General features: G+C 65.7%; 25 protein-coding genes. 19 read left to right on the top strand and 6 right to left on the bottom strand.

Annotated elements, in window-relative coordinates:
* Window positions 1-24 precede the first annotated feature (24 nt).
* Both AC4D2W_RS13140 and AC4D2W_RS13145 read right to left on the bottom strand, forming a co-directional pair.
* On the bottom strand, window positions 25-1404 hold the full coding sequence (locus tag AC4D2W_RS13140) for an NAD-dependent succinate-semialdehyde dehydrogenase (protein ID WP_490927345.1): 1380 nt from the start codon (window positions 1402-1404) through the stop codon (window positions 25-27).
* Between the two features lie 290 nt (window positions 1405-1694).
* Window positions 1695-2420 carry a FadR/GntR family transcriptional regulator gene (locus AC4D2W_RS13145; protein ID WP_490927346.1) on the bottom strand — a complete coding sequence of 242 codons (726 nt, stop codon included), beginning with the start codon at window positions 2418-2420 and terminating at the stop codon, window positions 1695-1697.
* 190 nt (window positions 2421-2610) lie between these two features.
* Between AC4D2W_RS13145 and AC4D2W_RS13150 the strand changes: the two genes are divergently transcribed.
* Window positions 2611-4965, top strand: a complete 2355-nt coding sequence (locus AC4D2W_RS13150) for an alpha/beta fold hydrolase (RefSeq protein ID WP_490927347.1) — start codon at window positions 2611-2613, stop codon at window positions 4963-4965.
* Window positions 4966-5138: 173 nt separating this feature from the next.
* Here the strand turns inward: AC4D2W_RS13150 and AC4D2W_RS13155 are convergent, their stop codons facing one another.
* Complete coding sequence (locus AC4D2W_RS13155) at window positions 5139-5399, bottom strand: MoaD/ThiS family protein (protein WP_490927348.1); 261 nt, start codon at window positions 5397-5399, stop codon at window positions 5139-5141.
* Complete coding sequence (moaA, locus tag AC4D2W_RS13160; RefSeq protein ID WP_490927349.1) at window positions 5400-6602, bottom strand: GTP 3',8-cyclase MoaA; 1203 nt, start codon at window positions 6600-6602, stop codon at window positions 5400-5402. It abuts the gene before it with no gap.
* Between the two features lie 38 nt (window positions 6603-6640).
* Here moaA and modA point away from each other — a divergent pair, with 38 nt between their 5' ends.
* The 9 genes from modA to AC4D2W_RS13205 all read left to right on the top strand — a co-directional run bounded on the left by modA (window position 6641) and on the right by AC4D2W_RS13205 (window position 14210).
* A complete protein-coding gene (modA, locus tag AC4D2W_RS13165; protein WP_490927351.1) occupies window positions 6641-7417 on the top strand; it encodes a molybdate ABC transporter substrate-binding protein in 777 nt (258 codons plus the stop codon).
* 91 nt (window positions 7418-7508) lie between these two features.
* On the top strand, window positions 7509-8309 hold the full coding sequence (locus tag AC4D2W_RS13170) for a molybdate ABC transporter permease subunit (protein ID WP_490927352.1): 801 nt from the start codon (window positions 7509-7511) through the stop codon (window positions 8307-8309).
* Between the two features lie 44 nt (window positions 8310-8353).
* Window positions 8354-9946, top strand: coding sequence for a molybdopterin-dependent oxidoreductase (locus AC4D2W_RS13175; protein WP_490927353.1), 1593 nt, complete (start codon window positions 8354-8356; stop codon window positions 9944-9946).
* Between the two features lie 28 nt (window positions 9947-9974).
* Window positions 9975-11333, top strand: coding sequence for a molybdopterin molybdotransferase MoeA (locus AC4D2W_RS13180; protein ID WP_490927354.1), 1359 nt, complete (start codon window positions 9975-9977; stop codon window positions 11331-11333).
* A 77-nt stretch (window positions 11334-11410) separates the two neighbouring features.
* Window positions 11411-11899 carry a cyclic pyranopterin monophosphate synthase MoaC gene (gene moaC, locus AC4D2W_RS13185; protein ID WP_490927355.1) on the top strand — a complete coding sequence of 163 codons (489 nt, stop codon included), beginning with the start codon at window positions 11411-11413 and terminating at the stop codon, window positions 11897-11899.
* Window positions 11896-12417 (top strand): MogA/MoaB family molybdenum cofactor biosynthesis protein, encoded by a 522-nt coding sequence (locus AC4D2W_RS13190; RefSeq protein WP_490927356.1) that lies wholly within the window; start codon window positions 11896-11898, stop codon window positions 12415-12417. The genes moaC and AC4D2W_RS13190 overlap by 4 nt, the downstream gene beginning before the upstream one ends.
* The gene (locus AC4D2W_RS13195) at window positions 12407-12898 is read left to right on the top strand and encodes a molybdenum cofactor biosynthesis protein MoaE (protein WP_490927357.1); all 492 of its coding nucleotides are present in this window, start codon (window positions 12407-12409) and stop codon (window positions 12896-12898) included. The genes AC4D2W_RS13190 and AC4D2W_RS13195 overlap by 11 nt, the downstream gene beginning before the upstream one ends.
* Window positions 12899-12914: 16 nt before the next feature.
* The gene (gene dapB / locus AC4D2W_RS13200) at window positions 12915-13682 is read left to right on the top strand and encodes a 4-hydroxy-tetrahydrodipicolinate reductase (protein WP_490927358.1); all 768 of its coding nucleotides are present in this window, start codon (window positions 12915-12917) and stop codon (window positions 13680-13682) included.
* 66 nt (window positions 13683-13748) lie between these two features.
* A complete protein-coding gene (locus AC4D2W_RS13205) occupies window positions 13749-14210 on the top strand; it encodes a hypothetical protein (RefSeq protein ID WP_490927359.1) in 462 nt (153 codons plus the stop codon).
* 40 nt (window positions 14211-14250) lie between these two features.
* Here AC4D2W_RS13205 and AC4D2W_RS13210 read toward each other — a convergent pair whose 3' ends face one another.
* On the bottom strand, window positions 14251-15414 hold the full coding sequence (locus AC4D2W_RS13210; RefSeq protein WP_490927360.1) for a heparan-alpha-glucosaminide N-acetyltransferase domain-containing protein: 1164 nt from the start codon (window positions 15412-15414) through the stop codon (window positions 14251-14253).
* A gap of 149 nt (window positions 15415-15563) precedes the next feature.
* Between AC4D2W_RS13210 and dapA the strand changes: the two genes are divergently transcribed.
* The 6 genes from dapA to AC4D2W_RS13240 all read left to right on the top strand — a co-directional run bounded on the left by dapA (window position 15564) and on the right by AC4D2W_RS13240 (window position 22925).
* On the top strand, window positions 15564-16496 hold the full coding sequence (gene dapA, locus AC4D2W_RS13215; RefSeq protein ID WP_490927361.1) for a 4-hydroxy-tetrahydrodipicolinate synthase: 933 nt from the start codon (window positions 15564-15566) through the stop codon (window positions 16494-16496).
* 6 nt (window positions 16497-16502) lie between these two features.
* Window positions 16503-18194, top strand: a complete 1692-nt coding sequence (locus AC4D2W_RS13220) for a ribonuclease J (protein WP_490927362.1) — start codon at window positions 16503-16505, stop codon at window positions 18192-18194.
* A 102-nt stretch (window positions 18195-18296) separates the two neighbouring features.
* The gene (locus tag AC4D2W_RS13225; protein WP_490927363.1) at window positions 18297-21245 is read left to right on the top strand and encodes an FtsK/SpoIIIE family DNA translocase; all 2949 of its coding nucleotides are present in this window, start codon (window positions 18297-18299) and stop codon (window positions 21243-21245) included.
* A 20-nt stretch (window positions 21246-21265) separates the two neighbouring features.
* Window positions 21266-21868: a CDP-diacylglycerol--glycerol-3-phosphate 3-phosphatidyltransferase gene (pgsA, locus tag AC4D2W_RS13230; RefSeq protein ID WP_490927364.1), complete on the top strand. Its 603-nt coding sequence runs from the start codon at window positions 21266-21268 to the stop codon at window positions 21866-21868.
* Complete coding sequence (locus AC4D2W_RS13235) at window positions 21865-22347, top strand: CinA family protein (protein WP_490927365.1); 483 nt, start codon at window positions 21865-21867, stop codon at window positions 22345-22347. Before pgsA ends, AC4D2W_RS13235 begins: the two co-directional genes overlap by 4 nt.
* Before the next feature lie 152 nt (window positions 22348-22499).
* Entirely contained in the window at window positions 22500-22925 is a 426-nt protein-coding gene (locus AC4D2W_RS13240; protein ID WP_269436918.1) for a helix-turn-helix domain-containing protein, read from the top strand.
* A 137-nt stretch (window positions 22926-23062) separates the two neighbouring features.
* Here the strand turns inward: AC4D2W_RS13240 and AC4D2W_RS13245 are convergent, their stop codons facing one another.
* The gene (locus AC4D2W_RS13245) at window positions 23063-23536 is read right to left on the bottom strand and encodes a MarR family winged helix-turn-helix transcriptional regulator (protein ID WP_490927366.1); all 474 of its coding nucleotides are present in this window, start codon (window positions 23534-23536) and stop codon (window positions 23063-23065) included.
* Window positions 23537-23641: 105 nt separating this feature from the next.
* Between AC4D2W_RS13245 and AC4D2W_RS13250 the strand changes: the two genes are divergently transcribed.
* The 3 genes from AC4D2W_RS13250 to AC4D2W_RS13260 all read left to right on the top strand — a co-directional run bounded on the left by AC4D2W_RS13250 (window position 23642) and on the right by AC4D2W_RS13260 (window position 25726).
* Window positions 23642-23863: a DUF3046 domain-containing protein gene (locus AC4D2W_RS13250; RefSeq protein WP_490927367.1), complete on the top strand. Its 222-nt coding sequence runs from the start codon at window positions 23642-23644 to the stop codon at window positions 23861-23863.
* Between the two features lie 220 nt (window positions 23864-24083).
* Entirely contained in the window at window positions 24084-25139 is a 1056-nt protein-coding gene (gene recA, locus AC4D2W_RS13255) for a recombinase RecA (protein WP_400925918.1), read from the top strand.
* Between the two features lie 5 nt (window positions 25140-25144).
* Window positions 25145-25726 (top strand): regulatory protein RecX, encoded by a 582-nt coding sequence (locus tag AC4D2W_RS13260; RefSeq protein ID WP_490927368.1) that lies wholly within the window; start codon window positions 25145-25147, stop codon window positions 25724-25726.
* The last annotated feature ends 77 nt before the right edge of the window (window positions 25727-25803 follow it).

Raw genomic sequence — 25803 nt, forward strand, 5'->3', positions numbered from 1 at the left:
CAGCACACGGACGCGAGCACACGGTCAGCCGTCGATGGAGCGGACGAGCTTCCGGTTTGAGAATTCCTCGAGACCGAGCAGGCCAAGCTCGCGACCACTGCCCGAGCCCTTCACTCCGCCAAAGGGAAGCTCGGGTGAAGTCATCGCGATGCTGTTGATGAACACCATGCCGGCTTCTATCCGCGCTGCGAGGTCGTGAGCGTGATCGAGGTCAGTGGTGTAGATGGAGCTCGAGAGCCCGTAGGGCGAGTCGTTAGCCATGCGAATCGCCTCGTCCTCGTCGGCAACGCGATGGACTACCGCGACTGGGCCGAAGAGTTCTTCTCGGAAGGCCCGGGCATCAGGAGTGACGCCTGTCAGTACGGATGCCGGATAGAAGTATCCCGGACCAGCTGGAATCTCACCGCCAACGAGCACCTGTGCGCCCTTGCTCACTGCATCACGAACCTGTTCGTGCAGGTCGGTGCGTCCGCGCTCGCTCGACAGCGGCCCCATCATGCTTCCGGGCAGCATCGGGTCGCCGGGCTGAACCTGCTTCATCCCCTCGACAAATGCGGTCAGGAACTGGTCGTATACAGAGTCGACCACGATGAAGCGCTTCGACGCGACGCAGGTCTGGCCGGAGTTTTGCACACGGCCGATGACGGCGTCCCGTGCAGCCCGCTGCACATCAGCGGATTCAAGAACAATGAAGGGATCTGATCCACCTAGTTCCAGGGCAACTTTCTTCACGTACTTCCCGGCAACCGCGGCAACAGCGGCGCCGGCCGCATCGGACCCGGTGAGGGCAACGCCCTGCACGCGATCGTCTGCGATGATCTGCTCAATCTGGCTGTGGTCGACGAAGAGGTTGATGTAAACATCGGCAGGGAGATCCGCTTCCTGGAACAGGCCTTCGATGGCCTGTGCGCTTGGGCCACAGATCGAGGCGTGCTTGAGGACGACCGTGTTTCCAAGGAGGAGATTAGGTGCGACGAAACGCGCGACTTGGTAGTGCGGAAAGTTCCACGGCATGATCCCGAGGAGCACGCCTAGCGGGTCGCGGCGGAGGTACGCCGAGCCTCCGCCGCGGGCGGCGATCGGCTCATTTTGGATTGACTCGACCACCTCGTTGGATGCGTAGTATCGGTAGATGTCGATGACGATTTGAAGTTCGAGGCGGGATTCGGTGAGGGTCTTCCCCATCTCCTGTGTCACCGTTTCCGCCAGTTCCTCGAGGCGCTTTTCGTAGCGGTCAGCGATTGCCGAGAGAGCTGCAGCGCGGTGTTCGATGGGGGTCGCTCTCCAGTCCGTGAATGCTGTGTGCGCACGGGCGACGGAGGCCTCCACCTCCTCGTTGGTCAGTGTGGCAAAGGTTTGGACCTCGTCGCCTGTGGCGGGATTTATGGTTCGGTACGGGGACATGCTGGGGTTGCTCCTTCATCGTTGAAGTGGACTGCTGGTGACCCGGGTAGACGCTGATGACGTTCGACGGCTCATCCGTTCTGGTAACGATAGTCAAGACATTGACAAATGTATACGCCGAATGGTCCGTCGTGTGATTTTGGAATTCGGTACGAGTAATCCAGCAGACTGGATTGATGCCGTACGGAGGTCGGCGCAGCGGTGCGTTCCGTCTTGAGGAGCGAGTCCGCCTGCTCCCGGATCTTGGCTGCTTGCCCGCAAAGGGCGGCATTCAGTGCCGTTGATGCAGGTCAGGGGTGTTGGCTGGGTGCGCTGTTCTCGCGGGGAAGGTATGGGCGCCAGCCCACTGTGGATTCCTCCATGACGGCGTACGCAGCTTCGCGGTCCCGGCTTTCCAGGGCCGTGGTCATTCGAGTGAAGAATGCCAGGCGAGCACGAAGACCTTCTTCGGTTAGGGCACGGCTCATGGTTGAGACCGGCACCCCTTCACGTTCCAGGATGTCCAGTAGTGCACCGAAGACCGGGCGCAGCATGGCGTTTGGCGACAGCGAGAGCACATGTCTTTGATGGTTGGTGCATGCCTTCATGAAGCCGTTTATATCCCAGGTTTCAATTGCCTGTTCCATTCGGCTTAGCTGTTCGCGCAATAAGGCGATGTCGGCCATGGTGGCATGATCCAGTGCATCTGACACAACGAGCGGATCGAGGGTATTGCGCATTCGCAGAGCCTCAGCCACGCTGGGGTCGCCGGTGTCCAGGGTCATCAGCTCGTTGCCGAGACGGCCAAGGATGGTCCGCTCCACAGCAAAGATGCCCCCGCCGGGCCCCCGGCGGACTTCCACGGCACCTCGGTCCTGTGCGATTTTGAGACCCTCGTTGAAGGATCCGGAAGACGCTCCGCTGCGTTCGCGGAGCTCATCCTTCTGCCCCAACCGAGCCCCAGGGCGGGAGCTCTCGGAAAGGGACGACAGCAGGGCAGCCACGGCCTGGGCTCGACTGCTTGGTTGGGTTGTCATCCGATCCTCTTTTTGACCCCAGAGTTTCGGGCCGCTTGCGTTACCCGCCCCATTTGACGGGAGTCTGTGCTCAGTTTATGGTGGAATTCATAGTGATGAATATGGTATTCATCATACTCTATTTGGTTGTCCCTCACGTAGCCGGTCTAAGGCCTGTGTCAACCCGAGAGCATATTTCCTAGGAGAGACGATGGCTGAAGCCGCTAACCACCTGGACGTCCTGATTATCGGAGCCGGCCTTTCCGGTATTGGTGCCGCCGCCCATCTCGTCAGGGAGTGTCCGGGTAAGCGGTACGCCGTCCTGGAGTCGCGCGGTGCCATTGGCGGGACTTGGGACCTTTTCCGTTACCCCGGCATCCGGTCGGATTCGGACATGTACACCTTCGGCTACTCCTTCAAACCGTGGCAGGAGCCGAAAGCGATATCCGAGGGGGAATCGATCAGGCGCTACGTCGAGGAGACCGCTGACGAGTACGGAATTACCAGCCACATCCGGTTCCACCACAGAGTCTTGTCCGCGGACTGGTCCACGGCCGACGCCCAATGGACGGTGGCCGCAGAGCGGACAGACACGGGGGAGACCATTCACTTCACCGCCTCGTGGGTCATCGGTGCCACCGGGTACTACCGATACGACGAGGGCCACCGCCCGGTGTTTGCAGGCCAAGAGGGTTTCCGCGGCCAGATCGTGCATCCCCAGCACTGGCCTGAGGATCTTGATTACACGGACAAGCGTGTGGTTGTCATCGGCAGCGGTGCCACCGCTGTGACGCTGCTCCCGAGCATGGCCGAGAAGGCTGCACACGTCACCATGCTGCAACGCACTCCCACGTACATCGCGTCCGTGCCGGCCGCCGATCCTCTGGCAGATGTGCTGCGGCGCGTGCTCCCTGCATCCGGAGCCTATTCGGTCCTGCGGTGGAAGAACTGGCTGAACCTGCACCTGCGGTACACACTGAGCCGCAGTAAGCCCGACATGGTTCGTGCCAAGATCCGTCGGGACGCCATCAAGCTGCTTCCCGCGGGGTACGACGTCGATACGCACTTCAATCCGCCCTACAACCCTTGGGACCAGCGCATATGTGCGGTCCCTGACGGCGACCTGTTTACTGTCTTGCGCGGCGGCAAAGCCTCAATCGTCACCGGCAACACCCGGACCTTTACCGAGGACGGGATCGAGCTTGAGTCCGGCGAGCAGCTTCCCGCCGACATTATCGTGACTGCCACCGGGCTGAATCTGCAGTGGCTGGGCGGCATGACGTTGAGCATCGACGGCGCGAAGGTCAACGTTGGCGAGCGGTTCGCTTATAAGGGCATGATGATCTCGGGTGTTCCCAACCTGAGCGTGGTCTCGGGATACACCAACGTTTCCTGGACAATGAAGGCTGACCTGATCAGCCGATACGCCTGCCGCCTGCTGCAGCATTTGGACGCGAACGGGTATGCCAGTGCAACCCCGCTCACCCCCGACGATGAAACTCCCCATCCTTTCCTCGATCTCAACGCCGGCTACATCCGGCGGGGAGTCGACGGAATGCCTAAGCAGGGTTCGCGGGTGCCTTGGCGGCTGCACCAAAACTATATAAAGGACATCCGGCTTTTCAGCGGCCGCCGGCTTGAGGATGGGTCCATAAGCTTCCAGCGCAGGGACGGGGCTCCGGTCCCGCCGTCGGTGCTGGCAGAGGGGCTCAACACTCCTCATACGCAGAGCGTCCTGGTCGGCGGCGGCCGGGTCCGGTACCGCGATGAGGGGGACGGCACCCCGGTCGTGCTGGTGCACGGAATTGGCCGCAGCCTCGAGGACTGGACTGAGCAGCACGAGTTGCTCGCGGGCCAAGGCTACCGCGTGGTAAGTGTCGACTTGGCTGGCTTCGGGGAATCCGCGCCTTTGCGGGAACCGTACACGCTGCCGGCCCTGGCCCGCTTCCTGGAGGCCTTCCTGGACGCGGTGGGTATTGCATCGCCCGCGCATTTTGTGGGCAACTCCCTTGGTGGAGCCGTCGCCATGCAACTGTCGCTGCAGTCTCCCGAGCGGGTGAGCAGCCTCGTGCTCGCCGGCAGCGCCGGTTTCGGCCGCGAGGTCGCTCTGCCGGTTCGGCTGGCGTCGGTCCGGCCGCTGGGTAAACTGCTCATGGGCAAGCCCAGTCCGGCCTCGGCGCGACGGGTCGAGCTCAACCTCTTCCACGACCCTGCACGGGTCACAGCCGAGAGGGTTAGCCGTGGGTTCCTTTTGGCCTCGAGACCGGACGCCACCCGTGTCTTCCTGGACACCGCTGCGGCACTCGGCACATTCCGTGGTTCCCGCGGGGCCTGGCGCGAGGAGTTGATGACTGGAATCGCAGCACAGGACGTGCCGGCCCTGGTCGTGTGGGGCGATAAGGACAGGATCTTTCCGTTCGCCCACCTCGCCGCCGCCGGCAAGCACTTGCCACAGGCCCGCACGCACGCTTTCCGAGACACCGGGCACATGCCGCAGATTGAGCGGGCAGAGGAGTTTGCCAGTCTGATCCGCGACTTCTGGGCCGAGACACCCCTCCGGCTCTAACCCGCTGGGGAAGGTGCCCCGTAATTCAGGAATCGGGTTCTGGCGTGGAGCCACGGCCTGTTGCTCTCCGAGACGCTGGATTCCCCGGAACAAGAGGTGCTCGGCAAAAAAAGAACGAAGAGTCTCTGCAAAGGCTAAAGCAGGCGATGGTTCCTGCTTCCGGTGTGCTGCGGCTACCCGCCGGCGAACGGCGGCAGGATATCAACGACGTCGTCCGCCTGCAGCAGCAGATCGGGGTTCCGTGCTGCGATCTCGTTGACCAGGAACGTGCTGCGCGCAATGACGGTAGCCAGGGCGGGGACCCCTCCTCCGGATGACGGATACCGGGCGGAGAGTTTCTCCGTCAGTTCGGCCAGCGTCAGCGGTCCTTCGTCCAGGGTTTCCTCTTCCGTGCCGGAGGCCGCCTTGGCTGCCCCAAAGTATCGAATCAGCACTTAGCCGCCTATCGCGCTCATGGTCCGGTCCGGCTGCACATAGTCAGCGTCGCCCAGGCCTGTATGGTCCATTCCGTGTGCCTTGGGTTTGCCCCACATGGCGTCCTGCCAGCGTTCCGCAACTGCGGCGTCTCCGGCCTCGGGAGACCGGAGCAGCTCCAGCAGATCCGTTTCCTCGTGCGAGAACAGGCAGCTGCGCACCCTGCCCTCGGCGGTAATCCGGGTCCGGCGGCAGTCCGCGCAGAACGGCTCGGTCACCGAGGCAATGATGCCCACGGTGCCCGCGAGGACGTCAGGGGCGCTGCGGCGGCGGACTTCCCAGCGTTCGGCCGGGGCGCCGTCGCGCTGCCGCGGATCCGGGGTGAGGATAAAGTCCCGCTCCATCCGACCGCGGATTTCCGCGGCCGTGATCATTCCGTCGCGGGTCCAGCCGTGGTCTGCGTCCAGCGGCATCTGCTCAATGAAGCGCAGCTCAAAACCGTGGCTGACGGCCCATTCGAGCAGCTCGGGGGAGTCGACGTCGTTAATCCCCCGCATGAGGACGGCGTTGATCTTGATCAGCCCCAGCCCCACCCGTGCTGCTTCCTCCACGCCGGCCAGTACCCGGGTCAGGAACGGACGGCGGGTCAGCTGTGCAAAGGTGTCCGGATGCAGGGTGTCCAGTGACACGTTGATGCGCGTCAGGCCCGCGTCTTTGAGCGCCTGGGCTTTCTTGTCCAGCCCCAAGCCGTTGGTGGTCAGGGAGATGGGAAGCTCCGGGTGGTTGCTCCGGATGCCGGCGATGATGTCCACCAGATCGGCCCTCACCAGCGGCTCGCCGCCGGTGAGCCGCAGCTCCCGGACCCCCAGCATCTCGACGCCGATCCGTACCAGCCGGATGATCTCGGCCCCGGACAGCACCTTGTCCTTTGCCAGCCAATCCAGCCCTTCGGCGGGCATGCAGTAGGTGCAGCGCAGGTTGCATTTATCGGTAAGGGACAGGCGCATGTCCGTGGCCCGCCGGCCATAGCGGTCCAGCAGTCCGTCAGCGGCACGGATCCCGGCCGCAGCGGCGGAGCCCGAAACCACCGCCCCGGCGGAGTCGGCAGGTGCTGCTCCCGCATCGGCTGTGGTGGAAACGCCGCAGCCGGCGGAAGCGGACACGCCGGAGCCCGCCGCGTTCAGCGGCGCACCAATGGACGGCATTCCCAGCTGGATACCCATGGGTCGAGGTTACGCCCTTTCACGGTTAGGCTCTATCAATGCGTTTTATCTGTCGAAGCAGCAGAGCCCTGGCTCTCTCCGCCGCCCTGCTGGCGGTGGCCGCCGGCTGTTCGGCGCCCGGGACCGGCAGCGGGTCCGAGGACTCGCCGGAGCCCGACATAACAGTCTTCGCAGCTGCCTCGCTCACGGATGTGATCGGAGCCCTGAATGAAGCCTACGACGGCGGCGGCCGGCTGCGCATCAATCTGGGCTCCAGCGCTCAGCTCTCGGGACAGCTTTTGTCCGGCGCTCCGGCCGACGTCGTCATCACCGCGGATATGGAGTCCCTGGACGCAGCCCGCGACGGGGGTCTGATTTCCGCCGAACAAGTGGTGGCCGGCAATACGACAGTGCTTGCGCTGGCACCGGGCAACCCTGGCCGGGTAGCGTCGCTGGCTGACCTGGCCTCGCCCGGAGTGCAGGCTGCGGTGTGTGCTGCTTCGGTTCCGTGCGGCCGTGCTGCCGGGCGCGTGCTGGATTCCGCCGGGGTGGCATTGTCCGGGGAAAGCCGGGAGGACAGCGTCCGGTCGGTCTTGACCAAAGTGGCCACGGGACAGGCCGATGCCGGGCTGGTGTACCAAACCGATGCGCTCTCGGCTGCGAATCAAGGGGTGACGTATCTTGAAGTGAGCGATCCAGACCCCAACCAGTACCCCGCGGCACTGACCGCGGAGGGAGCAGAGCATGAGGCAGCTGTCCGATTCTACGAGTGGCTTACAGGGGAGGACGCCGCCCGGATCTTCCGCGAGGCGGGCTTCCGGCCTCCCGGACAGTGACCGGGACCGTGACCCGAACGGTGACGCGGGCAGCGGCGCCGGCAGCGGTGCCGGCCGGAACAGGCGCACGACGGCGGAACGGGGTTCCGCTGTGAACCGCGGCGCGCGCGCCACCACTCCGGCCTGGCTGTGGGTGCCGGCGTCCCTGGCTCTGCTGTTTTGTGCCGGACCCGTGGCCGCACTGCTGCTGAATGTGCCCTGGACGTCCCTGGGGTCGCTGCTGACAGCCTCCGAAGCACGCACCGCTCTGGGGCTGTCATTGGCCACGTCCGTGGGCTCAACGCTGATCTGCGTGGTGCTGGGCCTGCCGCTGGCCGTGCTGTTCAGCAAGCTGGCAGGTCCGTGGATGCAGCTGCTGCGCGGCATCCTGCTGATACCGCTCGTGCTCTCGCCGGTGGTGTCCGGAATTGCCCTGCTGTACTTCTGGGGACGGCAGGGCCTGGCCGGGCGGGTGCTGGAATCCGCAGGCCTCGGCGTCGGGTATTCACCGGCCGCCGTGCTGATTGTCCAGGTCTTTGTCTCGCTGCCGTTCTTTGTGGTGGCGTCCCTGAGCAGCCTGCGGGCCGTGGACCATGACCTGGAAATGGCAGCCGCCACGTCCGGGGCCGGACCCACGGCCATCCTCCGGTACATCACGGTTCCGCTGGCTTTGCCGGGCATCATCGTGGGCGCACTGCTGGCCTTTGCCCGGTCGCTTGGGGAGTACGGCGCCACCATCACGTTTGCCGGCAGCATCGAGGGCCGCACCCGGACCCTCCCGCTGCAGATTGAACTGAGCCTCAATTCCAACCAGCCCGAAATTGCGCTGGGCATTTGCCTCATCCTGATCTCCCTGTATCTGGTGCTCGTGGCGGTGGCCCGCTTTGGAGTGGCACTGCTGCTGCCGCGCTGAATCCACCCCTCCCGGCACCCCTCTCCCCAACGAAAGCGTGCAGCATGATCCCGCAGGGCAGCAGAACACCCAGCAGAAAACCCACCGGAAACCCCGCCAGGGAATTCACGGCCCGGCACCTGTCCCTGTGGTCCGCCGCCGCCGGAGTGGTGGCCGCGGGCCTGGGCGTGGCGGCGGGGGAGCTGTCCGCAGCACTGATGAGCCCGTCGCTCTCCCCAGTCTCCGCAGTGGGCTCGGTTGTCATCGATGGCATGCCCGCTCCGGTGAAGGAATGGGCCATCGGTTTGTTCGGAACGGCCGACAAGACAGCGTTCCTGGTGTCCATGGCAGCCCTTATTGCCGTCTGCGGTGCGGTTGCCGGCATCCTGCAGCTGCGCCGCCCACCCAGCGGCAGCGTACTCATCGGCCTCCTGGGCGCGGCGGGGCTGGCGTCCGTAGTGACCCGGCTGCAGATGGGCGCACTTTCGCTGGTGCCTCCGGGAATTGCGGCAATCGTCGGGATTGTTGTGCTGCGCGCCCTGCTGGCCCGCATCGAGGCATGGCGGGACGCCGTCCCCGAGGAGGCCGGCCCCCGGCGGCGGGAGGTGCTCCTGGGCGTGGGAGGAGGAGCCGCCGTCGGCGTGGTGGCCGGCGCTCTGGCGGGAGGCTCCCGCGCGGGGCAGGTCACTACGGCGGCCCTGCGCGACGGCGTGGCCCTGCCTGCCGCCGTCACTCCGGCAGCACCAATCCCCGCCGGGGCGGAACTGGGAATTGCCGGACTGGACCCGGTGCTGACTCCGGCAGCCGACTTCTACCGCATTGACACCGCCCTGAGCGTGCCGCTGGTGAACCCCGACCAGTGGACCCTCAGGGTCACCGGCCTGGTGGACCGTGAGGTGGAGATCAACTTTGCCCAGCTGCTGGCCAAGCCGCTGCAGGAAAGCTACGTCACCCTCGCCTGCGTCTCGAACGAGGTGGGCGGAAGCCTGGTCGGCAACGCCAAATGGCTGGGCTGGCCGGTGCGCAACCTGCTGGCCGCCGCCGGTGTGCAGTCCGGTGCGGACATGGTGCTGTCCACCAGTAAGGACGGCTGGACGGCCTCCACGCCGCTGGAAGCCCTGACGGACAACCGTGACGCACTGCTGGCCGTGGGCATGAACGGGGCAGCGCTTCCCCTGGAGCACGGTTTCCCGGTCCGTCTGGTGGTCCCCGGACTGTACGGCTACGTCTCGGCCACCAAGTGGGTCACCGAGCTCAAGGTCACCCGCTTCGCCGACGAGGTGGCCTACTGGACACAGCGCGGCTGGACTGAACGCGGCCCCGTCAAGCTCTCTTCACGCATCGACACGCCCGCGCGCGGCGCCGCGGCGGACGCCGGCACTGTCACCGTGGCAGGGATGGCCTGGGCACAGCACACCGGTATCAAGGGAGTGCAGGTACGGGTCGACGGCGGCGCCTGGCAGGACGCGGACCTGGCCTCTTCGATCTCGGCGGACACCTGGGTCCAGTGGTCCGCCCGCCTTGACCTTGAGCCGGGGGAGCATGACATCACCGTGCGCGCCATCGACGCCAACGGCACCGAGCAGGATGAAACGGAACGGCCGGTTGTTCCCGACGGTGCCACCGGCCTGCATACAATTCGGGTGAAGGTCCGCTAGGAACTGTTCCCGCCAGCAAAGGAATCCGGTGTCCACTCCCAACACCCCGCCCGCCGATGAGCCCGGCGGCCGCCCGGCACAGCGTTCGCCGCGCAGCGTGGCCGAGCACCAGGACACCGTGCGGAACCTGCTGGCAGCAGGATTCCGCGAGCGCCCCCCGGGCACTGAGGACACGGACCTCATCAGCGCCCGCGGACGGATCCTCGCGGCCGATGTTGCGGCACCCGGGAGCCTGCCGCCGTTCGCGAATTCCCAAATGGACGGGTACGCCGTGCATTCGGCAGACCTGGCTGCGGCCGGCACCGGGACAGGGGAACCTGCCGCACTGGTGGAACTGGCCGTTGCGGCACCCATCCCCGCCGGTTCCGATCCGCCCGCCCTGGCCCGCGGCACAGCTGCCCCCATCATGACCGGTGCCATGCTCCCGCCCGGTGCGGACGCCGTCGTCCCCATTGAGCAGGCGGTACCGGATTCGTTTCCGGCGCCGGAGAGCACATCTCCCGCGGAGTCAGGAGTTCCCTCCCCGCCCGCCGTCCGGCTTCCCGCCGGCGTGCCCGCAGGGCAGTATGTGCGCGGCGCCGGCAGCGACATCAAGGCCGGAGACCCCGCGCTGACCGCCGGCACGGTCCTGGGACCCGGGCAGCTGGGTCTGCTGGCGGCACTGGGACTGGACCGCGTTACCGTGCTGGCCCGGCCCCGGGTGCTGCTGCTGACCACCGGAGACGAGGTGGTGCCGCCGGGACATCCGCTGCAGCCGGGCCAGATCCACGACGCCAACACCACCTTGCTGCGCTCGCTGCTGGAGGAAGCCGGAGCGCAGGTGCAGCTCACCCGGGTGCTGGCCGACTCGCCGCAGGAGTTGAGCGCCCGGCTGCACGCCGACCTCGCCGAAGGGCAGCCCGATCTGGTGATTACCTCCGGCGGCATCAGCAAAGGCGCCTACGAAGTGGTGAAGCAGGGCCTGGAGGCGGAAGACGTGCACTTCCTGTCCGTCGCCATGCAGCCCGGCGGCCCGCAGGGGATCGGCCGCGTTGCCGGCATTCCCTTCCTTGCCTTTCCCGGCAATCCGGTCAGCTGCGTGGTGTCCTTTGAGATGTTCCTGCGCCCGGCGCTGAGCAGCGTCACGGGCCTGCCCCGGCCGCGGCTGCAGCTGCCGGCCGCACTGCGCGAGGACACCCGCAGCCCCGCCGGCAAGCATCAGGTCCGCCGCGGCCGGTATCTGCCGCCGGCCGTCCCCGGCGGCACCGGCGAGGTGGAACTGGTGGGGGGCCCGAGCTCGCACCTGGTCCATGCCCTGGCCGCTTCCAACGCGCTGGTGCACCTGCCCGCCGGCCGGGAGTCCTTTCCCGCCGGCACCGAAGTGACAGTATGGCTGTTGGACCGGTAACTCTTCCGGGCTCCGAAGCGTTGACGAAAGACTTATTTGCCTGCGGGGTCCGCCCGCATCTTTGAAGGGATTTATCCATGGCCGGCAGCAACGAGCAGCAGCTCGGGCTCACCCATGTCCGCGACGACGGCACCGCCCACATGGTGGACGTGTCCGCCAAGACTGAGACCGCGCGGGAAGCCACAGCCGCGGCACGGCTGCGCACCACCCCCGAGGTCCTCAAGCTGATCTCCGACGGCGGACTGCCCAAGGGCGACGCCCTGGCCGTGGCCCGCATCGCCGGGATCATGGGCGCCAAACAAACCTCCACGCTGATTCCGCTGTGCCATCCGCTGCCCCTGACCAAGGTGACAGTCGACTTTGACACGGAAGAATCCGACGTCGTCATCCGGGCCACCGTGAAGACCAAGGCGCTCACCGGCGTCGAAATGGAAGCCCTGACCGCCGTGTCCGTGGCCGCGCTGACGCTGTACGACATGATCAAGGCCGTGGACAAGCACGCCTCTATTACGGATATCCGGGTCCTCGCCAAATCCGGCGGCAAGAGCGGAGACTGGACGCTGTGAGTTCCCATCCGGGCGGCCGGCACGAGCCGCCGCACCAGCAGCCGCGCCGCACCGCCGCCGTCCTGATCGCTTCCACCCGCGCGGCCCGCGGGGCATACGAGGATGAATGCGGTCCGCTGGCCGCGGACTGGCTGTACGCGCTGGGGTTCGACGTCGTGCTCGCCGAGGTGGTGCCCGACGGCATTGCCGTAGGCGAATCGCTGCGCCGGATGCTCGCGCTGGAACCGGCCGTGATCCTGACCAGCGGCGGCACCGGGCTGAGCCCCGACGACCTCACGCCGGAACAGACCCTGCCGCTGCTGGACCGGGAGGTGCCCGGGGTGATGGAGGCGCTGCGCGCGGACGGGCGCACCAAGACGCCCATGGCGGCCATCAGCCGCGGCCATGCCGGCACCGCGGGACGGACGTTCATCGTGAACCTGCCCGGTTCACCCGGGGCCGTGGCGGACGGACTCGCGGTACTGGAACCGGTCATCGGACATATCTGCGGACAGCTGGAAGGACGAAATGAGCACTGAAACTCCGGCGCCGGGAGGCGCCAACGCCATGTCAGAGGTCATCAACGCCACCGTTTCAGACCTGCCGCTGAATGCCGAACATGCCAACGGTGCCGCCTGGAGCCCCGAGTGCGGGGCGGTGGTGGGCTTCAGCGGAATTGTCCGCAACCACGACGGCGGCCGCGGGGTGGCCACCCTGTCCTACAGTGCCCATCCGAGTGCGGAGGAAGTCCTCGCCGCAGTGGCGGCGGACATCGCGGACAAGTACGACGGCGTGCGGATCTGGGTGGGGCACCGCACCGGCCCGCTGCAGATCGGTGAGGCGGCCCTGGTGGCTGCCGTCGCCTCGGCGCACCGCGGCGTGGCCTTCGCCGCCTGCTCGGAACTGGTGGACACCGTTAAGGCACGGGTGCCCATCTGGAAGGAACAGGGATTCTCGGACGGAACCACGGAGTGGGTGGGAGTCGGCGAGTCAGACGGTGTTCAGGACGCTCCGCTGTGACCGGTAATCTGGGGGTATGACTGAGCAACTAGCCGTAGCGGTCCTCGGTGCCGGCGGCCGCATGGGATCCGAAGCCGTTAAGGCCGTTGAAGCGGCCCCCGATCTTCGCCTGGCAGCCGCCCTGGGCCGCGGGGATTCCCTCGAGACCCTGGTCTCCGCCGGGGCTCAGTACGTCATTGACCTCACCGTTCCGGACAGCACGGAAGCCAACGTCCGGTTCGCCGTCGAACACGGCATGCACGCCGTCGTAGGCACCACCGGCTGGGACGCGGACCGGCTGGAGCGGCTCGCGGCGCTGCTGCAGAAGCATCCCGGCACCGCCGTCCTGATCGCCCCCAACTTTGCCCTCGGCTCCGTCCTGGCCTCGGCCTTCGCTGCGCAGGCCGCCCGGTACTTCGAATCGGTGGAAGTCATTGAACTGCACCATCCGGACAAGATCGACGCTCCGTCCGGCACCGCCGTCCGCACCGCGGGAATGATCGCGCAGGCCCGTGCCGACGCCGGCGTCGGACCCTCTCCGGATGCCACCACCAAGGAAGTTCCCGGCGCCCGCGGCGCGGACATTGACGGTGTCCGCGTGCATTCCGTGCGGCTGCGCGGCCTGGTGGCCCACCAGGAGGTGCTGTTCGGCGGTGCGGGGGAGCAGCTGACCATCCGCCACGACTCCTTTGACCGGGCCTCCTTCATGCCCGGCGTCCTGCTGGGCGTGCGGGAAGCGGCGGCCCATCCCGGCCTCACCGTTGGCCTTGACGGCTACCTGAACCTGAACGCTCCGAACTCCTAAACGACTGCACGGCTAAACGACTGCGCGGCACTGATGCCGTGGCTCACTGATTGCTAAAGGAACACCTTGTCTTTTTTTACCGGGCTTTTCACGAACAAAGCCAAGATCGGCGTCCTGCTGGTCACCCTCCTGCTGGTGTTCTACCTGGTGATTTCCTTCCAGCGCGGCTGGACGCTGCTGAGCGCCGATGAGTTCAGCGCCAAGGCCCTGGGCGCGGCCTACCTGGTGCTTCCGATCGTGGGAGCCTGGGCACTGATCCGGGAACTGCAGTTTGGCGGGCGGACCGAGAAGATGGCACACATCCTGGCCGGCGAGGGCGGGCTGCCGGTGGATAACCTGCCGCGCACCCCGGGCGGCCGGATCATCCGCGAGGCTGCGGATGCCGAGTTCCCCAAATACCAGGCCGAGGTGGAGGCCCAGCCGGATTCCTGGCGCGCCTGGTTCCGCCTCTCCTGCGCCTACGACGCCGCCGGGGACCGCAAGCGGGCACGCGACGCGATGCGCCGCGCGGGCCGGCTCTTCAAATAGCACCTCCCCGCCAACAGTCCCACCCGCGAGGGAACCGTGCCTATCTCGTGAGGGAACCGTGGCGGGCCAGCGAGGACGCTCCGTGGGTCACCATTTCCAGCGGCCCGCGCGAGCCGAGCTTGGCAAAGGCGATGCCAATCGCCGCCGCCGCCACCGCCGAGATCCAGAAAAGCCACACCGGCTCCGGCGGCACGGGCAGGGCGTCGGTGACGCTCATGATCCACACATGCACGCTGTAGAGGGTCAGGGTCATGGCTCCCGCTGCGGACAGCGGCAGCAGCAGGTTGGGCCGCGCCCGGGTCAGCAGCAGGCACACACCGACGACGGCGGCTGCCGTGCCGGCCGTGTGCAGCAGGTCCAGCGGGGTGCCCGAGTGCGGGCCGCTGACCGCCAGCCACCACCAGGAACCGGTCTGTTTTACTCCGGCGAGATTGACTTCCATCATCTGCTCCAGCGGCCAGATCCGTCCGGAGTTGGTGGCCAGGATGGCCTCCAGGCCGCCCTTGTCCAGCAGCAGGTAGTAGCTCAGGAACTTTGCCCCCGCAGCAGCGGTAATGCCGGCCGCCACCAGTCCCGTCTGCACCGGCAGCTCGCCCAGCCGCAGGCGGCCGATGAGCATGCCGATGAGCAGGTAGCTCAGCCACTGGACCACGGGGTAAAAGCCGGTAAACAGGACGTCGGCGGCCAGGGTGGCCGGCTGCAGGAACGCATCCCAGGTGATGTTGGTGTCCAGCGTGGGCGGCGAGACGTGCTCATAGAGCCAAGGCCGGATGAGGTACGCGGCCACGGGGGAAAGCAGCAGCCAGCCGCCCGCCCAGAGGGCCAGCTTCGGCACGCGCATGCCCACAAACGGCAGGGCCAGCAGGAACAGGACGCCGTAGTGGAACAGGATAATGGCGATTGACGTGTCCAGCCCGCCCAGCGTCAGCCCCGCCAGCGCAATAATGAGGGCCCGCACGGCGATGCCCCGGCGGTCTGCAGCCAGCGCGCTTCCGGAGCGGGGCTGGCTGCCGCCGGTGAGCAGCGCCAGGCCGATCCCGGCCACCACCGCGAACAGTGCCGAAGAGCGTCCGGACAGCACGAGGCCCGTCCAGGACGGTACGCCCGTCTGCTCGTTGTACAGGGGAAAAATGTGGGTCGCCATCATGCCCAGAAGCGCTATGCCCCGGGCCGCGTCAATGCCCGTAAGCCGCCGTCCGATCATGCTCCGATCGTCTCACAGCAGTACCGGACTTCCGCAGTGCGTCCACGGTGCGGGCAGATACGGAAACCGCGCGTCATCCCGGGCCCTCCGCCGGGCTGGAACAGTGCCGCGTTGTCCCAAGGCCGTGTGCAGCGGGTAACGTTTTACCCATGGCTGACTCTGATATTCGTGCACTTCCGTTTGGAACCCTCGTCACCGCAATGGTGACACCGTTCACCGAGGACGGTGCCGTGGACTTCGAGGCCACGGCCACCCTCGCCAACAAGCTTGTCGAAGACGGCTGCGACGGTCTCGTGGTTTCCGGAACCACGGGGGAGACCTCCACGCTGGAGGACAGTGAAAAGGAAGACCTGTTCCGGGTCGTCGCCGAAACAGTGGGCGGCCGCGCGAAGGTCATTGCCGGCACCGGCACCAACCACACCTCCCACTCAGTGGAAATGGCCCGGCGCGCGCTCCGGGCAGGCGCGGACGCGCAGCTGGTCGTTACGCCCTATTACAACAAGCCCACCCAGGCCGGCGTCGTCGCCCACTTTGAAGCCGTGGCCGCCGCCACCGACCTGCCGATCATGGTCTATGACATCCCCGGCCGCGCCGGCATTGCCATCTCCACCGACACCATGGTGCGCCTGGCCAACATTCCCACGGTCCTGGCCCTGAAGGACGCCAAAGCGGACTTTGCCGCGGTCACGCAGGTCCTGGCGAACACGACTTTGGACGTCTATGCCGGCGATGACAGCCTGACCCTTCCGTGGATGGCCGCAGGAGCCGTGGGAGTTGTCAGCGTTACCGCCCACGTTGCCACCGCACAGTTCCGCGCCCTGGTGGACGCCGCAGCAGCAGGTGACCTGGCCACCGCACGCCGGATCCACTTCGAGCTGGACCCCGTGGTGCGTGCCGTGATGACCCACATCCCCGGCGCCGTGTCCGCCAAGCAGATCCTGAGGATGCAGGGAGTTATTCCGAACGCTGCCGTACGGCTGCCGCTGGTGGCCCCCGACGCCGTCGAAATGGAAACTGTCCTGACTGATCTGGCCGAAGCGGGCTGGGACTTTTCCCGGGCCCTTTCCACCAACGAGGCGTAAGGCACCATGACTGAAACAGCGGACTCCGCACTGAGAACCCCTCCGGCCCTGGAAGAAGGGACCCTGCGGATTGTTCCGCTGGGCGGCCTCGGAGAAATCGGCCGCAACATGGCCGTGTTCGAGATCAACGGCAAGCTGCTGATCGTGGACTGCGGCGTCCTTTTTCCGGAAGAGAACCAGCCCGGCGTTGACCTGATCCTTCCGGATTTCTCCTATATTGAAGACCGGCTCGACGACGTGGTGGGCGTGGTCCTGACCCACGGCCACGAGGACCACATCGGCGCCGTGCCGTATCTGCTGCGCCTGAAGCAGGACATTCCGCTGATCGGTTCCCAGCTGACACTGGCCCTGGTGGAAGCGAAGCTGCAGGAACACCGGATCAAGCCGTTCAGCTTCACCGTCACTGAGGGCCAGGTGGAGCAGTTTGGCCCGTTCGAGTGTGAATTCGTGGCCGTGAACCACTCCATTCCGGATGCCCTGGCGGTTTTCATCCGCACCGAGGGCGGCACCGTCCTGCACACCGGTGACTTCAAGATGGACCAGCTCCCGCTGGACGGCCGGATCACCGACCTGCGCGCCTTCGCCCGGCTGGGACAGGAGGGCGTGGACCTGTACATGGCGGACTCCACCAACGCCGATGTCCCCGGTTTCACCACGGCCGAGCGGGAAATCGGTCCGGTGCTGGAGGCCCTGTTCGGCAAGGTCAAGAAGCGTATCATCGTGGCGTCCTTCTCCTCGCACATCCACCGGGTCCAGCAGGTGCTGGACGCCGCGGCCGTGCACAACCGCAAGGTCTGCTTTGTGGGCCGGTCCATGGTCCGCAACATGGCCATTGCCGAGAAACTCGGATACCTCCACGTGCCCGACGGCATCCTGGTGGATTTGAAGAACGTCGATGACATGCCCGATGACCGGCTGGTGCTGATGTCCACCGGATCCCAGGGCGAGCCGATGGCAGCCCTGTCCCGCATGGCCAACGGCGACCACCGGATCCGGGTTGGCCGGGGTGACACGGTGATCCTTGCGTCGTCGCTGATTCCGGGCAATGAGAACGCCGTCTTCCGGGTCATCAACGGCCTGATGAAGCTCGGTGCCGACGTGGTGCACAAGGGCAACGCCAAGATCCACGTTTCCGGCCACGCTTCGGCCGGCGAACTGCTGTACACGTACAACATCCTCAAGCCCAGGAACGCCATGCCCGTGCACGGCGAGACCCGGCACCTGATTGCCAACGGCAAGCTCGCCGAGGCCACCGGCGTGCCGGCGGAGAACGTGATCCTGGCCGATGACGGCACGGTGGTGGACCTGCGCGAGGGCAAAGCCAGAGTGGTGGGCGCCGTCGACTGCGGTTTTGTCTACGTGGACGGCTCCAGCGTTGGCGAGATCACCGACACGGACATCAAGGACCGCGTCATCCTCGGCGAGGAAGGCTTCATTTCCGTCATCACCGTGGTCAACCGCAGCACCGGCACCATAGTTTCCGGGCCGGAAATCCATGCCCGGGGCTTCGCCGAAGAGGACGCGGTGTTTGACGAGATCAAGCCCAAGATCAGCTCTGCGCTGGAGGAAGCGGTGACGTCCAACAAGGACCACACCACGTACCAGCTCCAGCAGGTGGTCCGCCGCGTGGTGGGCACCTGGGTCAACCGGCGCCTGCGCCGGCGTCCCATGATCGTTCCCGTGGTTCTGGAAGCCTAGGCGGGAAACCCTTTCCAGCGACTCCAAAGTACGGTATCCGGCGGGGCCGGGCAGACGCGTAAATCCGCGGTTTGCCCGGCCCCATCGGGTACGGTGGAGCGTATGGCCACTCGTACTTCCCCTGCCGCACGCGGCGGTGCTTCCGGCCGGCCCACCAGCCGGAACACCGGGGGCACCTCAGGAAAAAACTCCGGCAAAACCCAGCCGCGGGGAAAAGCGACCGGCCGCTCGGGTGCTGCCGCCAAAGCACAGGCCGACGCCGAGCAGGTTCCGCTGCCGCTGCGCGCTGTCCAGGGTGCCTGGATGGGCATGGCCCGGCTGGCCGGAGCGGGCATCCGCAAACTTGGTGCCGACGTCAGCCCGGACCGCGACGTCCGGCGGGACGGCACCGGATTCTTCCTCATCCTCACGGCACTTGCCGTGGCCACCGTTGAGTGGTGGGCGCTGCGCGGCCCGGTGGCGGACATCATCCACGCCGGCGCCGCAGGCACTTTCGGCTGGATGGCCGTGGTCCTGCCCTTCCTGCTCCTGACCGGCGCCGTGCGGCTTTTCCGCTATCCGGAGCGCCACCGCGCCAACAGCCGCATCAGCATTGGGCTGACCCTCATTCTTTTCGCCGGCTCCGGCATCACGCACATTGTGGGCGGCTCGCCGGCCCTGTCCGACGGTTTTGACCGGCTCTGGGAATCCGGCGGCATTGTCGGATTCCTGGTTGCCGGCCCGCTGTCCGCGGCGCTGACCACCTGGCCCGTGGCCATCCTGCTTGGCCTGCTGGTTTTTGTTGGCCTGCTCATCATTACGGCCACGCCGTTCCGCCACATTCCGCTGCGCCTTCGCGCCCTCTACGAACACCTGATGGGGCAGGACCTTGCCCCGGATGATCCCGAGGCGCATGACCAGAGCTATCTCTACGAACGCGACCACCTCCCGAAAAAGGCACCGAAAAAGAAGTCACGGATGTTCAGCCGCGGCCCCGAAACTCAGGAGCATCTTGCCCCTGAAGGTTTTGCCGGCGACGAGGCCTTTGAACGCGCCGTGCTCGCGGACGAAGAGGAACAGGCATCAGCGGCTGCAGCGGCTGCAGCGGAACCGGCTGTTCCGCCGGGCGTGCGCCGCCCCACCCGGTCCGAACTGGCCACCCAGAAGATCCGCCGGGCGCAGGGTCTGCCCGCGAAGGGTGCCTTCGACGGCGGTTTTGACGGCGCCGAACCTCCCACCGAGGCCATCGCCCTGGTTCCTGAGGCCGCAGCGGAGCTCACCGCAGTGGAAGGGCTGCCTCCCGTTCCGGCCGTGCCCCCGGTTCCCGAGCGGACCGTCCGGAACCTCACTCCGGCCACGCCCATTCCGCAGCGCACCGAACAGCTGCAGCTCTCCGGCGACGTGACCTACACCCTGCCGCCGTCGGAATTCCTGCCCGCCGGGCCTCCCGCCAAGGAACGCTCCGAGGCCAACGACGCCGTCGTCGACGCGCTGACCAATACCCTGGACCAGTTCAAGGTGGAAGCACACGTCACCGGATTCAGCCGCGGTCCCACGGTGACGCGCTATGAAATTGAGTTGTCGCCGGGCACCAAGGTGGAGCGGGTGACCGCTCTGTCCAAGAACATCTCCTACGCCGTGGCTTCCTCCGACGTTCGCATCCTCTCGCCCATCCCCGGGAAGTCCGCGATCGGCATCGAGATTCCCAACGCGGACAAGGAAGTGGTGGCCCTGGGCGATGTGCTTCGCTCCAACGCCGCCCGCAAGACCGAACATCCGATGGTGATGGGCGTCGGCAAGGACGTGGAGGGCGGCTTTGTGGTGGCGAACCTCGCCAAGATGCCGCACCTCTTGGTGGCCGGTGCCACCGGTGCAGGCAAGTCCTCGTTCGTGAACTCCATGATCACCTCCATCCTGATGCGCTCCACCCCTGATGAAGTGCGCATGGTGATGGTGGACCCCAAACGTGTGGAACTCACCGCGTATGAGGGCGTGCCGCACCTGATCACGCCGATCATCACCAATCCCAAGAAGGCCGCCGAGGCCCTGCAGTGGGTGGTCCGTGAAATGGACACCCGCTATGACGACCTGGCCAACTTCGGTTTCAAGCACATCGACGACTTCAACAAGGCCGTCAAGCTGGGCAAGGTTGTTCCGCCGGCCGGTTCCAAGCGCGTAGTGCGTCCCTACCCGTACCTGCTGGTGATTGTGGATGAGCTCGCGGACCTGATGATGGTGGCCCCGCGCGACGTGGAGGACTCCATTGTCCGCATCACCCAGCTGGCCCGTGCCGCGGGCATCCACCTTGTCCTGGCCACCCAGCGTCCCTCCGTGGACGTGGTCACCGGCCTGATCAAGGCCAACGTGCCCTCCCGCATGGCCTTCGCTACGTCCTCCGTCACCGACTCCCGCGTGGTGCTGGACCAGCCAGGCGCCGAAAAGCTCTTGGGCCAGGGTGACGCGCTGTTCCTGCCGATGGGCGCCAACAAGCCCATCCGCGTGCAGGGTGCCTGGGTCACCGAGTCGGAAATCCACCGCGTGGTGGAGCACGTCAAGGGACAGCTGGGCGCCGTCTACCGCGAGGACGTCACGGTCACCGCGCCGAAGAAGCAGATCGAAGATGACATCGGCGATGACATGGACGTCCTGCTTCAGGCCACCGAACTGGTGGTCACCACCCAGTTCGGGTCCACCTCCATGCTCCAGCGCAAGCTCCGCGTCGGGTTCGCCAAGGCCGGACGCCTGATGGACCTGCTGGAGTCCCGCGGCGTCGTCGGGCCCTCCGAAGGCTCGAAGGCCCGCGACGTGCTCGTCAAGCCCGATGATCTGGCAGCCACGCTGGCAGCCATCAGCGGGGGAGAGGGCGCCAGCGGGCCGTCGGCCGCTGAAACTGCCGCCCTGGCGGACAACGCCAACGTTAACCACGGGTTCGACTCCGATCCGCTCGCCGGCCCCGTGGACCTGGTGGCCCAGGACCTGGAGGGCCGCCAGCAGGCGACCGAGTACCACGACGGGGGAGACGACGGCGAGGACGGCGGATCCGAGGACGCGTGGAGTCTGACCGGCCGCTGAATCCCCGCTAGGCTGGATGTGTGAGCAACTCTTCTACCGGGAACGCCCCCCTCCTGAACATCGCCAACGTCCTGACGGTTGTGCGGATCCTGATGGTTCCGCTTTTCATCTGGCTGCTCCTGGCCGATGACGGCCGGCACGGCCTCTACCGCTGGCTGGCCGTGGCCACCTTCGCCGTCGCCATCTACACCGACAAGCTCGACGGCGACCTGGCCCGCAGCCGGGGACTGATCACCGACTTCGGCAAGATCGCGGATCCGATCGCGGACAAGCTGCTGATCGGTTCAGCATTGGTGATGCTGTCCGCGCTGGGCGAGCTGTGGTGGTGGGTGACCATCGTGATCCTGGTTCGGGAAATCGGCATCACGCTGCTGCGGTTCGTGGTGATCCGCTACGGCGTGATGGCAGCCTCACGCGGCGGCAAGCTCAAGACAGTGATCCAGACTTTCGCGATCTTCCTCTTCCTGCTGCCGCTGACCACGTGGCTGGGCAGCTGGGCCTGGTGGATCAGCGCCGTGGTGATGGCCGCCGCACTGGTGGTCACCGTGGTGACCGGTGTTGACTATGTCGTCAAGGCGCTGCAGCTGCGCCGCAGGGCGCTGCAGAGTCCGGGCGCCAGGTGACATCGGCTCCCGATGCGGCCGCTGTGGTTTCTGCGGCTTCGGACGCAGGCCTCACCGTGGCAACTGCGGAGTCCCTCACGGCAGGCATGGTGGCTGCCGAGCTGGGCGCGGTTCCAGGCGTATCGGCAGTACTTGCCGGCGCAGTGGTGGCTTACTCCAACTTTGTGAAGAATAAAGTCCTGGGAGTCGACGCCGACCTGCTTGCCGCGGCGGGATCCGTCGACGCCGGGGTGGCGGGGCAGATGGCCGAGGGTGTCCGGCGGTTGCTGGAGACGGACCTGGGCGTGTCAACCACGGGAGCCGCCGGGCCTGAGCCGCATGACGGCAAGGCTGTGGGCTGCGTGTTTATCGCCGTCGCATCGCCGCAGGGCACTGTGGTGGAAGAGTATTTGTTTTCCGGAGACCGGGCAGCCATCCGCCGGCAGGCCTGCGACGAAGCACTTGTACTGCTGGGCCGGGTCCTTGCGGAGCACCCCTGAATCGGGTCCTGAGAACCGGGCAGCGGCAACGGGAACAAATCCCGGAGACGCTCAGTTGTTAGTATCAGGAACCGCCAAGGTTTCCCGATTACGATCTTTAAATATCTGCGGGGCAACCGCAGCCGGACCACATAGGGAGCAGGACGATACAGATGGTTAAGCAACCCGTATCCGTGAACGGCGTTATTCGCTGGCGGGATGTAGGGTTGGCGGAAGATGCACACCGGGAGCCAAAGGAGCGCAAAATGGTTGTTCTTCGTCATGAAATTGGCGATGTCTTGCGCGATGTCCGTCAGCGTCAGGGTCGTACCCTGCGCGAGGTATCGCACAGCGCACGCGTTTCACTTGGCTACCTTAGTGAGGTGGAACGAGGCCAGAAGGAAGCATCATCGGAACTTCTGTCCTCCATCTGCACCGCACTTGATGTGCCATTGTCCCTGATGCTTCGTGAGGTCAGTGACCGGGTGGCGAGTGCAGAAGGCATCGCCATACCTGACACCGTGCCGTCGGAATTCTCGCGCGAGTTTGCCCGCGAATTCCCCGAGGACATGGCTCGGGACCTGGCCCGCACACCGTAGACCTACATCAACAAGGCTGCAGCTCCTCGGCAGCTTGTCCACCAAAACCAAAAAGGCCCCGCCGCAAGGCAGGGTCTTTTTGCTGTCTCCACAGGCTGTTCACCTCTCGCGGCCTTTTGAGGTTCGGGCCGGCGGGCTCAGTGTTCGCGGGCGTACGAGTCGTTGAGCTTGGTCAGCAATGACCCCAGCTGGACAAGGTCCTCTTCCACCCAGTCCTGGAGCAGGGTCCGGAACAGGTCCTTGCGGGCCGCCTGGGTCCGCGCCAGTGCCTGTGAACCGGCCGGAGTCAGCGAAATGGTCTGGGCCCGGCCGTCGAGCGGGTCGGCATGCTTCTGCACCAGGCCAAGGCTTTCCAGCATGACAATCTGGCGGCTCACGGACGGCTTCCCGATGCCGATGCTTGCCGCGATATCTGTCAGCCGCATCTCCTGATGCTGCTGCAGCAGCACCAGGAGGCCGTAGGCCGCCGGTTCCATATCCGGATGCACCTGACGGGCAACCTTGCTCGAATTCGAACGGGCACGGCGCCACAGTACTGACAGCTCATGTTCAAGGGTGTCTATCGCGGTTTCATTGTGCTGCAGTTCGGGGGAGGACTCCGTCTCGCTCATAACTCCTATTCTAGGCATTTGAGCACAGGGTCCCCTGCGGAGGCCCTTGGCCTGAGCCGGTACGAAGTCATCAGCCGGCTCCTGCGGACGTGAGAAGATTAAGCGATGCGACTCAGTGATTTTTGGCGGCTTATGGACGACGAATTCGGTTCGGCCTACTCCCGTGTGCTGGCTTCGGACCTCGTTCTGGGCTCCCTTGGCGGCAAGACGGCAGAAGAGGCGCTGAAAGGCGGAATTGAGCCCAAATCCGTGTGGCTGGCAGTCTGCGATGTTCAGGAAGTGCCCCCGGAACGGCGGCTGGGCAGGGACATTCCGCCAAAGAATTAGCAGTTGGCTTGATCTGCAGCAGGACACGCCGAAGCACATATTCGAATACCTGTTCGGATGCGGCTATGCTCCTACACAAGGGCGATGCGACCGCAGAACTGCCCCGGATATCCCCACGGCAGTCCGCTCCGCTGTTTTGTCAGTGCCGCCGCATATGGTCGTAGGTGAGCAGGACAACCGGCCTTCGGGCCACGTAAAACTCAAACAACCGAGGTGAAGAATGGCAGCAGCAGTCGACCGCGCAAAGGCTCTTGAAGCAGCGCTGGCCCAGATCGACAAGCAGTACGGCAAGGGCTCGATCATGCGGCTCGGAGACGAGGTCCGTGCTCCGGCAGAAACCATCTCCACCAGCTCGATCGCGCTGGACCTGGCGCTCGGCATAGGCGGACTCCCGCGGGGCCGCGTCGTGGAAATCTACGGCCCGGAATCCTCGGGTAAGACCACCCTGGCACTGCATGTTGTGGCCAACGCCCAGAAGAACGGCGGCATTGCCGCCTTCATCGATGCGGAGCACGCCCTGGACCCCATCTACGCCGCGCGCCTGGGCGTAGACACCGATTCCCTGCTGGTATCCCAGCCGGACACCGGTGAACAGGCCCTGGAAATCATGGACATGCTGATCGGTTCAGGATCGGTGGACGTAGTCGTCATCGACTCCGTGGCAGCCCTCGTTCCCCGCGCCGAAATCGAAGGCGACATGGGCGACAGCCACGTCGGCCTTCAGGCCCGCCTCATGAGCCAGGCGCTCCGGAAAATCGCCGGTCGCCTGAGCCACACCAACACCACGGCAATCTTCATCAACCAGCTCCGTGAAAAAATCGGCGTGATGTTCGGCAGCCCGGAAACCACCACCGGCGGCAAGGCCCTGAAGTTCTATGCTTCAGTGCGCATTGACGTGCGCCGCATTGAGACGCTGAAGGAGGGGACGGTTCCGGTAGGTAACCGCACCCGCGCCAAGATCGTCAAGAACAAGATGGCCCCGCCCTTCAAGCAGGCCGAGTTCGACATCATCTACGGCACCGGAATCTCCCGTGAAGGCGGGCTGATCGACATGGGCGTGGAGCATGGCTTCGTCAAGAAGTCCGGCGCCTGGTTCACCTATGACGGAGACCAGCTGGGCCAGGGCAAGGAAAATGCCCGCAAGTTCCTGCGCGACAATCCTGAGCTCACGGATGAACTGGAACGCCGGCTGCGCGAAAAGCTGGGCATCAACGGACCGGCATCCGAGGAAGCTCCGGCTGAACCGAAGCTCAAGGCCGTTCCGAAGAACTCATAGTTCACATGCACGAGCAAAACAGCGGGTTTTCCGGTGCCGATGAGGCGGCCGGAGAGCCCGCTGCCGTTCCTGCGGACCGTGAGCGGGATCCGTATGCCGCAGCACGCAACATTGTGCTGCGGCAGCTGACGAGTTCTCCGAAGAGCCGCCGCCAGCTGGCCGTCAAACTGGCTGAAAAGGAAATACCCGAGGACGTTGCCGGGGCCGTGCTGGACCGTTTCGAAGAAGTGCAGCTGGTGGACGACGCTGAGTTTGCCCGCATGTGGGTGGCCAGCCGGTCCCGGTCCAAGTCCCTGGCCCGGGGAGCCCTCAAAAGGGAACTGGCCGAGAAGGGCATCTCCGGGGACCTGGCCGCCGAGGCGTTGGAACAGGTCAGCGACGAGGACGAATATGGTGCAGCCAGGGCACTGGCCCGCCGCCGGCTGCAGTCCTCAGTGGACCTTTCGGACCGGGCGGCAAGGGACAAACAGGCCAGGCGCCTGGTGTCCATGCTGGCCCGCAAGGGCTACTCCCCGTCGGTGGGCTACCGGGTTGTCAATGAAGTCATCGGCGATGTGCTGGACCAGCCGCCCGAAGAGGACTGGTAAAAAACCCTAGGTTGATCCGTGGGCGGTACCGTATGCTGAGCCACGATGTTAACACTGTTGCTGCCGGGGAAGAAGTC

It is taken from the genome of Arthrobacter sp. TJ-58, from assembly GCF_058269295.1.

Excerpts from the sequence above, each read along its gene's own strand:
- AC4D2W_RS13140 (WP_490927345.1), bottom strand. The coding sequence starts at position 1,404 with ATGTCCCCGTACCGAACCATAAATCCCGCCACAGGCGACGAGGTCCAA.
- AC4D2W_RS13145 (WP_490927346.1), bottom strand. The coding sequence starts at position 2,420 with ATGACAACCCAACCAAGCAGTCGAGCCCAGGCCGTGGCTGCCCTGCTG.
- AC4D2W_RS13150 (WP_490927347.1), top strand. The coding sequence starts at position 2,611 with ATGGCTGAAGCCGCTAACCACCTGGACGTCCTGATTATCGGAGCCGGC.
- moaA (WP_490927349.1), bottom strand. The coding sequence starts at position 6,602 with ATGGGTATCCAGCTGGGAATGCCGTCCATTGGTGCGCCGCTGAACGCG.
- modA (WP_490927351.1), top strand. The coding sequence starts at position 6,641 with ATGCGTTTTATCTGTCGAAGCAGCAGAGCCCTGGCTCTCTCCGCCGCC.
- AC4D2W_RS13175 (WP_490927353.1), top strand. The coding sequence starts at position 8,354 with ATGATCCCGCAGGGCAGCAGAACACCCAGCAGAAAACCCACCGGAAAC.
- moaC (WP_490927355.1), top strand. The coding sequence starts at position 11,411 with ATGGCCGGCAGCAACGAGCAGCAGCTCGGGCTCACCCATGTCCGCGAC.
- AC4D2W_RS13195 (WP_490927357.1), top strand. The coding sequence starts at position 12,407 with ATGAGCACTGAAACTCCGGCGCCGGGAGGCGCCAACGCCATGTCAGAG.
- dapB (WP_490927358.1), top strand. The coding sequence starts at position 12,915 with ATGACTGAGCAACTAGCCGTAGCGGTCCTCGGTGCCGGCGGCCGCATG.
- AC4D2W_RS13210 (WP_490927360.1), bottom strand. The coding sequence starts at position 15,414 with ATGATCGGACGGCGGCTTACGGGCATTGACGCGGCCCGGGGCATAGCG.
- dapA (WP_490927361.1), top strand. The coding sequence starts at position 15,564 with ATGGCTGACTCTGATATTCGTGCACTTCCGTTTGGAACCCTCGTCACC.
- AC4D2W_RS13220 (WP_490927362.1), top strand. The coding sequence starts at position 16,503 with ATGACTGAAACAGCGGACTCCGCACTGAGAACCCCTCCGGCCCTGGAA.
- AC4D2W_RS13225 (WP_490927363.1), top strand. The coding sequence starts at position 18,297 with ATGGCCACTCGTACTTCCCCTGCCGCACGCGGCGGTGCTTCCGGCCGG.
- AC4D2W_RS13240 (WP_269436918.1), top strand. The coding sequence starts at position 22,500 with ATGGTTAAGCAACCCGTATCCGTGAACGGCGTTATTCGCTGGCGGGAT.
- AC4D2W_RS13245 (WP_490927366.1), bottom strand. The coding sequence starts at position 23,536 with ATGAGCGAGACGGAGTCCTCCCCCGAACTGCAGCACAATGAAACCGCG.
- AC4D2W_RS13250 (WP_490927367.1), top strand. The coding sequence starts at position 23,642 with ATGCGACTCAGTGATTTTTGGCGGCTTATGGACGACGAATTCGGTTCG.
- recA (WP_400925918.1), top strand. The coding sequence starts at position 24,084 with ATGGCAGCAGCAGTCGACCGCGCAAAGGCTCTTGAAGCAGCGCTGGCC.
- AC4D2W_RS13260 (WP_490927368.1), top strand. The coding sequence starts at position 25,145 with ATGCACGAGCAAAACAGCGGGTTTTCCGGTGCCGATGAGGCGGCCGGA.